Source organism: Halomonas sp. BC04 (assembly GCF_000568385.1).
In genome coordinates, this window is record NZ_AZQX01000385.1 from 1 (window position 1) to 7,951 (window position 7,951).

At 63.6% G+C, this 7,951-nt stretch carries 7 protein-coding genes and 1 pseudogene; 7 read left to right on the forward strand and 1 reads right to left on the reverse strand.

Annotated features, from left to right (window positions below; translation table 11 throughout):
• The 5 genes from rpsM to rplQ form a co-directional block, all read left to right on the forward strand.
• On the forward strand, window positions 1-180 hold a 180-nt coding region (rpsM, locus tag Q427_RS25775; protein ID WP_043518277.1), incomplete at its 5' end, for a 30S ribosomal protein S13.
• A gap of 39 nt (window positions 181-219) precedes the next feature.
• Window positions 220-606, forward strand: coding sequence for a 30S ribosomal protein S11 (gene rpsK / locus Q427_RS25780; RefSeq protein WP_043518279.1), 387 nt, complete (start codon window positions 220-222; stop codon window positions 604-606).
• Between the two features lie 12 nt (window positions 607-618).
• Entirely contained in the window at window positions 619-1,239 is a 621-nt protein-coding gene (gene rpsD, locus Q427_RS25785; protein ID WP_043518281.1) for a 30S ribosomal protein S4, read from the forward strand.
• 82 nt (window positions 1,240-1,321) lie between these two features.
• Window positions 1,322-2,320, forward strand: a complete 999-nt coding sequence (locus tag Q427_RS25790) for a DNA-directed RNA polymerase subunit alpha (protein WP_043518283.1) — start codon at window positions 1,322-1,324, stop codon at window positions 2,318-2,320.
• Window positions 2,321-2,359: 39 nt separating this feature from the next.
• On the forward strand, window positions 2,360-2,755 hold the full coding sequence (gene rplQ / locus Q427_RS25795; RefSeq protein WP_043513715.1) for a 50S ribosomal protein L17: 396 nt from the start codon (window positions 2,360-2,362) through the stop codon (window positions 2,753-2,755).
• Between the two features lie 248 nt (window positions 2,756-3,003).
• Here rplQ and uvrA read toward each other — a convergent pair whose 3' ends face one another.
• Window positions 3,004-5,865, reverse strand: coding sequence for an excinuclease ABC subunit UvrA (uvrA, locus tag Q427_RS25800; protein WP_043518285.1), 2,862 nt, complete (start codon window positions 5,863-5,865; stop codon window positions 3,004-3,006).
• Between the two features lie 162 nt (window positions 5,866-6,027).
• Here uvrA and Q427_RS25805 point away from each other — a divergent pair.
• Together Q427_RS25805 and ssb are read left to right on the forward strand one after the other, a co-directional pair.
• Window positions 6,028-7,418, forward strand: a pseudogene (locus Q427_RS25805) (MFS transporter).
• A 79-nt stretch (window positions 7,419-7,497) separates the two neighbouring features.
• On the forward strand, window positions 7,498-7,951 hold a 454-nt coding region (ssb, locus tag Q427_RS25810; protein ID WP_043518287.1), incomplete at its 3' end, for a single-stranded DNA-binding protein.

Consider the following 7,951-nt stretch of genomic DNA (forward strand, 5'->3'; position numbering starts at 1 on the left):
GTCGGCAAGTACACCGTAGAAGGCGATCTTCGTCGTGATGTGACGCTCAATATCAAGCGTCTCATGGACCTGGGTTGCTATCGTGGTCTGCGTCATCGTCGCGGTCTTCCGCTGCGTGGTCAGCGTACCAAGACCAATGCGCGTACCCGCAAGGGCCCGCGCAAGCCGATTCGCAAGTAACACGCACGTTCTGGCGTAAAGACAGGAAACGACATCAACATGGCTAACCCGCGTAGCAACCGTAAAAAGGTTAAAAAGCAGGTAGTGGATGCCATCGCGCATATCCACGCCTCTTTTAACAACACGATCGTGACGATCACAGACCGCCAGGGCAACGCTCTCTCTTGGGCGACTGCCGGTGGTTCGGGTTTTCGTGGTTCTCGCAAGAGCACCCCGTTCGCTGCTCAAGTGGCAAGCGAACGTGCAGCAACTGCTGCAGCCGAGTATGGTGTGAAAAACGTCGACGTGCTGGTCAAGGGCCCCGGTCCTGGCCGTGAATCCGCCGTGCGCGCTCTCAGTGCTGCCGGCTTCCGCGTGCAGAGCATCACCGACGCGACGCCCATTCCCCACAATGGCTGCCGTCCGCCGAAGAAACGCCGCGTTTAAGGAGACAGATTCATGGCTCGTTATATTGGACCGAAGTGCAAACTGTCTCGTCGTGAGGGCACCGACCTCTTTCTGAAGAGCGGTGTGACTCCCTTCGAGAAGAAGTGCAAATCCGAGCAGATCCCGGGTGTGCACGGCCAGCGCCGTCAACGTCTTTCAGACTACGGCTTGCAGCTTCGCGAGAAGCAGAAAGTACGTCGCATGTATGGCGTACTCGAAAAGCAGTTCCGCAGCTACTACAAGGAAGCCGCCCGTCGCTCCGGCGCCACCGGCGAAGTCCTTCTGCAGCTGCTCGAAACCCGACTGGACAACGTCGTCTACCGTATGGGCTTTGGTTCCACCCGCTCTGAAGCACGTCAGCTGGTGAGTCACAAGGCCATCGCCGTCAACGGCCGCACCGTCAACGTGGCGTCCTACCAGGTCAAGCCCGGTGACGTGGTCTCCATTCGCGAGAAAGCCAAGAACCAGGCGCGCATCCAGAGTGCGCTCTCCATTGCCGCCAACCGCGGTGAAGTGGTCTGGATCGAGGTGGACGCGAAGAAGATGGAAGGCACCTTCAAGGCTATCCCGGAACGCGGCGACCTGTCTGCCGACATCAACGAAAACCTGATCGTCGAGCTGTACTCGAAGTAAGCGTCGCTAGTCGCGTCGTGCCGGCCCTTCGGGGCCGGCAACGAGTACCGAGTAACCGTTAGGCAGCCTCAAAGGTGTAGTTATGCAGCGTTCAGTGACAGAGTTTCTCCGTCCGCGCGATATCAAGGTCGAAGAGATCAGCGCTCATCACGCAAAGATCGTACTCGAGCCCTTCGAGCGTGGCTTTGGCCACACCCTGGGCAATGCGCTGCGTCGCATTCTGCTCTCGTCCATGCCCGGCTGTGCCGTGGTGGAAGTCGAGATCTCGGGTGTTGAGCATGAGTACAGCGCGATCGAGGGTGTTCAGGAAGATGTCATCGAGATCCTCCTGAACCTCAAGGACGTGGCCATCCGCATGCACAGTCGTGACGAGGCGGTGCTCTCGCTGAACAAGCAGGGCCCGGCCGTGGTGACCGCGGGTGACATCGTTCTCGACCATGACGTCGAGATCGTCAATCCGGATCACGTCATCGCCCACGTCAACGAGGGCGCCGAGCTCAAGATGCAGCTCAAGATTGCCCGTGGTCGCGGCTACGAACCGGCGGATGCCCGTGTCGGCGCCGACGATGAGTCGCGTGCCATCGGTCGCCTGCAGCTGGATGCCACCTTCAGCCCGGTGCGTCGTGTCTCCTATGCGGTGGATGCCGCGCGTGTCGAGCAGCGTACCGATCTCGACAAGCTGATCATCGATCTGGAGACCGACGGCACCCTGGACCCCGAGGAAGCGATCCGTCGCAGCGCCACCATCCTGCAGGAGCAGCTGGCAGCGTTCGTCGACCTGGAAGCCGACAAGGAGCAGGAGGTCGAGGAGGAAGAGGATCACATCGATCCCATCCTGCTGCGCCCCGTAGACGATCTCGAGCTGACCGTCCGCAGCGCCAACTGTCTGAAGGCCGAGAATATCTACTACATCGGCGATCTGATTCAGCGCACCGAAGTCGAGCTGTTGAAGACGCCGAACCTCGGCAAGAAGTCTTTGAACGAAATCAAGGACGTGTTGGCAGCACGCGGTCTGTCCCTGGGCATGCGGTTGGAGAATTGGCCTCCGGCAAGCCTGAAGGACGACAAGGCCTCTGCGTGAGCGTCGACTCGAGTCCCAGTTTGGTAAGGAATAGCAACCATGCGTCATCGTAAGAGTGGTCGTCACCTGAATCGTACCAGCTCGCACCGCCAGGCCATGTTCAAGAACATGTCCATCTCGCTGGTCGAACATGAAGTGATCAAGACAACCCTGCCCAAGGCCAAGGAGCTGCGTCGCGTTATCGAGCCGCTGATCACCCTGGCCAAGCAGGACAGCGTCGCCAACCGTCGTCTGGCCTTCAGCCGTACCCGCTCGAAGGAAGCGGTCGGCAAGCTCTTCAATGAGCTGGGCCCGCGTTACGCCGAGCGTCCGGGCGGTTACGTCCGTATTCTCAAGTGCGGTTTCCGCACCGGCGACAACGCGCCGATGGCTTTCGTCGAACTGGTCGATCGTCCGATCGTCGAGTCCGAGGAAGAGGTCGCCGTCGAGGAGTGATTCTCGGCTGCGGGCCAAGCCCGGCAGTGCTGTAGCAATACCGAAACCGGCTCCTGAGGAGCCGGTTTTTTTTCATCTCTGCCCGGTGAGCTGCTGCTCCGGTGGGTCTTGATCCGCGGCTTGCCCGGCGATAGGTCTTCGCGGGGGCGCTGTGAATGCTTCCCTGTACGCTACCGATTCCTTCCCTGGAATCGGACCCCCGCTACGACCTATCCCCGGCGCCGCTGGGCGTTGTGCCCGCCCTCCAGTCAGTTGGCTGTTGCTGGCACTGCCTTGCTGGCCTTGGTCCGCTCCAGCAGCGGCTTGAGGAAGCGCCCGGTATGGGAAACCTCCATCTTGGCCACCTGCTCCGGGGTGCCCTCGGCGATGATGCGTCCGCCGCCGGAGCCGCCCTCGGGCCCGAGGTCGATGACCCAGTCGGCGGTCTTGATCACGTCGAGGTTGTGTTCGATCACTACGATGGTGTTGCCGTGGTCGCGCAGGCGGTGGAGTACGGTCAGCAGCTGGCGGATGTCCTCGAAGTGCAACCCGGTGGTGGGCTCGTCGAGGATGTACAGCGTCTTGCCGGTATCGCGCTTGGCCAGCTCCCGGGCCAGCTTGACGCGCTGGGCCTCGCCGCCGGAGAGGGTGGTGGCGCTCTGGCCCAGGCGGATGTAGGAGAGCCCCACGTCGAGCAGTGTCTGCAGGCGGCGGGCGATGGCCGGCACCGGGCTGAAGAATTCCAGCGCCTCCTCGACGGTCATCTCCAGCACTTCGTGGATGCTCTTGCCCTTGTAGTGGATCTCCAGGGTCTCCCGGTTGTAGCGCTTGCCCTTGCAGACGTCGCAGGGGACGTAGATGTCCGGGAGGAAGTGCATCTCGACCTTGATCATGCCCTCGCCCTGACACGCCTCGCAGCGACCGCCCTTGACGTTGAACGAGAAGCGTCCGGGCTTGTAGCCCCGCGAGCGCGACTCCTGGGTACCGGCGAAGAGTTCGCGGATCGGCGTGAAAATGCCGGTGTAGGTGGCCGGGTTTGAGCGCGGCGTGCGTCCGATGGGGCTCTGGTCGATGTCGATGACCTTGTCGAGCTGGTCGAGTCCCTCGATCGTCTCATAGGCGGAAGGCGTCAGGGTGGTGGCGCGATTGAGCTCCCGGGCGGCGATGGGCATCAGCGTCGAGTTGATCAGCGTCGACTTGCCGGAACCGGACACGCCGGTAACGCAGATGAAGAGCCCCAGCGGCAGGCTAAGGGTCACGTCATGCAGGTTGTTGCCGCTGGCACCGGTCAGGCGCAGCTGCTTCTCGGGGTTGCCGGGAATGCGCCAGGGGGGAATCTCGATACGGCGCTTGTCGGACAGGTACTGGCCGGTCAGGGAGTCGGGGCTGGCCATGACATCCTCGGGGGTGCCCTGGGCAACGATCCGTCCGCCGTGCACGCCGGCGCCGGGGCCGATGTCGAGCACGTGGTCGGCGGCACGGATTGCCTCCTCGTCATGCTCGACCACGATCACGGTGTTGCCCAGGTCGCGCAGGTGGATCAGCGTCTTGAGCAGGCGATCGTTGTCGCGCTGATGCAGGCCGATGGAGGGCTCGTCGAGGATGTACATGACACCCACCAGGCCTGCGCCGATCTGGCTCGCCAGACGGATGCGCTGGGCCTCGCCGCCGGAGAGGGTGTCGGCGCTGCGCTCCAGGTTGAGGTAGTCGAGCCCCACGTTGACCAGGAATTCCAGTCGGGCGTGGATCTCGTTGATGATCTTGTCGGCGATCTCGCCCTTGCGGCCGGGCAGCGTCAGCTGGCGAAAATAGTCCCAGGCCTCGCCGATGGGCAGCTCGACGATCTGGGGCAGGGTGCGCTCGTCGATGAAGACGTGGCGCGACTCGAGACGCAGGCGAGACCCATGGCAACTGGGGCAGGGTTGATCGGCGATATAGCGCGACAGCTCCTCGCGGACCATGCTCGATTCCGTCTCGCGATAGCGGCGCTGCATGTTGGGCAGCACCCCTTCGAAGGGGTGCTGCCGGGTGACCTTGCGACCGCGGTCATTGACGTAGCTGAAGGCGATCTCGTCGTTGCCGCTGCCATTCAGGATGACCTCACGCTCATGGCGGGCCAGCTCCTGCCAGGGTGTCTCCAGGGCAAAGCGGTAGTGGCTGGCCACGGCCTGGAGCTGGCTGAAATAGTAGACGCTACGCCGATCCCAGCCCTTGATCACTCCCTCGGCCAGCGACAGCTCCGGGTGGCTGATCAGCTTGTGGGGGTCGAAGATCTGCTGCACCCCCAGGCCGTCGCAGGTGGGGCAGGCGCCGGCCGGATTGTTGAACGAGAACATCCTGGGCTCGAGTTCGGCGATGGCATAGCCGCATACCGGGCAGGCGAAGCGCGCCGAGAAGATGATGTCGTCGGCCTCGCCGTCCATGAAGTGGACCATGGCGATGCCGTCGGAGAGGCCGAGGGCCGTCTCGAAGGATTCCGCCAGCCGCTGCTCAAGGCCCTCGCGGACCTTGATGCGGTCGACCACCACGCTGATGTCATGCTTCTTGTTCTTGTCCAGCGGGGCAATGTCGTCGAGTTCGAGCACCTGGCCATCGATCAGGGCGCGCACGAAGCCCTGGGCGCGGAGCTCCGCGATCAGTTGCAGGTGCTCGCCCTTGCGCCCCTTGACCACCGGGGCCAGCAGCATCAGCTTGCTGCCCTCGGGCAGGGCCAATACCTGGTCGACCATTTGCGAGATGGTGCTCGCCTCGAGCTCCTCGCCATGCTCCGGGCAGCGTGGTGTGCCGGCCCGGGCGAACAGCAGGCGCAGGTAGTCGTAGATTTCGGTGATGGTGCCCACGGTGGAGCGGGGGTTGTGTGACGTGGACTTCTGCTCGATGGAGATTGCCGGCGACAGGCCTTCGATATGGTCCACGTCGGGCTTTTCCATCATCGACAGGAACTGGCGGGCATAGGTGGAGAGCGACTCCACGTAGCGGCGCTGCCCCTCGGCATAGAGGGTGTCGAACGCCAGCGATGACTTACCGGAGCCGGAGAGCCCTGTCACCACGATCAAGCTGTCCCGGGGCAGGTCGACGTCGATCTGCTTGAGGTTGTGAGTGCGGGCACCCCTGACCAGTATTCTGTCCATTCCCACCTCGTGACGCACGGCAAAACCTCGATTATACGTCTGCGGTGCACCGGGCAGCAAAGCGGCTGTGGCGGGGACGTTTCCTGTGTGGTCCGGAACCGATAGAATAGGCGGTTCACCTTAGGGCATCGAGCCCACCTACCCATGGATTCTCGTCACTCTATGCGCAAGGTCTCTGGACTGCTGCTAGCCACCGAACGGCGGGCCATCACCGGCCTGGCGAGCTGTATGCCACGCGGATGCTGGGACTCTTCATGGTCTTGCCGGTGCTGGCGCTCTATGCCGACGAGCTGGCCGGTGCCACGCCCCTGCTGATAGGGCTGGCCCTGGGGGTCTACGGGCTGACCCAGGCCATCCTGCAGATCCCCTTCGGCCTGCTCTCCGACCGTATCGGTCGCAAGCCGGTAATTGCTGGCGGGCTGCTGCTGTTTCTTCTCGGTAGCGTGGTGGCCGCCGGTGCGGATACCATCGGTGGCGTGATCCTGGGCCGCTGCCTCCAGGGCAGCGGTGCCGTTGCCGCGGCGATCATGGCGCTGCTGGCGGACCAGACACGGGAGCAGGTGCGCACGGCTGCCATGGCCACCATCGGCATCTCCATCGGCGTGGCTTTCGCCGTGGCCATGGTGCTGGGCCCCTGGCTGGCGGCGACCTTCGGGCTGTCGTCGGTATTCTGGTTCACCGCCATGCTGGCTGCCGTGGGCATCCTGGTGTTGTGGAAATTGGTGCCGCCGGCCCCGCGCCGCATGCGTCATCGCGATGTCGGCATCGATCGCCGGCAGCTGGCGGTCATACTCACCCGGGCCGACCTGTGGCGCCTCGACCTGTCGATCTTTGCCCTGCACCTGGTGCTGATGGCGATCTTCGTTGCGGTGCCATTTCGCCTGCTCGAGGCGGGCATCGGCATCGAGCGGCACGGCCTGACCTACCTGGGCATCATGCTGCTGGCCTTCCTCTGCATGGTGCCGCTGGTGGTGCTGGCAGAGAAGCGACAGCGCATGAAGGGCATGTGCCTGCTGGCGATCGGGGCCATTGCCGTGAGCCTGGCGGGCCTGGCCGGGATCGGTACCGGGACCTGGGCGCTGTTCACCTGGCTGCTGCTCTTTTTCACCGCGTTCAATCTGCTCGAGGCAACGCTGCCGTCGATGCTCAGCAAGCTGGCACCGGCAGGGGCCAAGGGCACGGCCATGGGCGTCTACTCCACCAGTCAGTTTCTGGGCGCCTTCATTGGTGGCCTGTTGGGTGGTTTTCTTGCCCAGCAGTGGGGGCTGCCTGCCGTCTTCGTCGGCAGCGCCCTGCTGGCGGGGATATGGTGGCTGCTGATGCTGGGCATGCCGGCTCCGCCCCACCTCTCCAGCGAAGTGATCGAACTGGATGAAGACCAGCAGGACGATACGCTGGATACCCTGATGGCGAGCTTCGCCGAGGTGGCCGGCGTTGAAGACGTACTGGTCGTACCCGAGGAGCGGCTGGCCTATCTTAAGGTGGACCGGCAGCGTCTCGACAGGGATGCGCTGTCTCGCCTGGTCCGTACGAACCAGGATCGCGGTAGCTGACCTGCAGTTCGGCGGGTGCCGAGTGGGCGCCGCCGGGAATTCATCATAATGAGTGTATACAACCAATAGGGAGTCCAGCATGGCCCGTGGCGTCAACAAGGTCATTCTCATCGGCAACCTGGGGCAGGACCCCGAGGTCCGTTTCATGCCGTCCGGCAGTCCCGTCGCCAACCTGCGCGTCGCCACTACCGATACGTGGACCGACAAGCAAAGCGGTCAGAAGCAGGAGCGCACCGAGTGGCACTCGGTAGTGCTGTTCAACCGGCTGGCCGAGATCGCTCAGCAATTCCTGAAGAAGGGCTCCAGGGTCTACCTCGAGGGCCGCCTGCAGACGCGCAAGTGGCAGGGGCAGGACGGCCAGGATCGCTATACCACCGAGATCGTGGTCAACGACATGCAGATGCTCGATAGCCGCGGCGGCGATGCTTCCGGCCAGGGAGCGGGCTTCGGCGCGCAGGCCCAGGCCCCCCAGCAGGGTGGTTACGGAAACGCCCCGCAGCAGGCGGATATGGCGGCGGGCAGCCCCAGCCGCG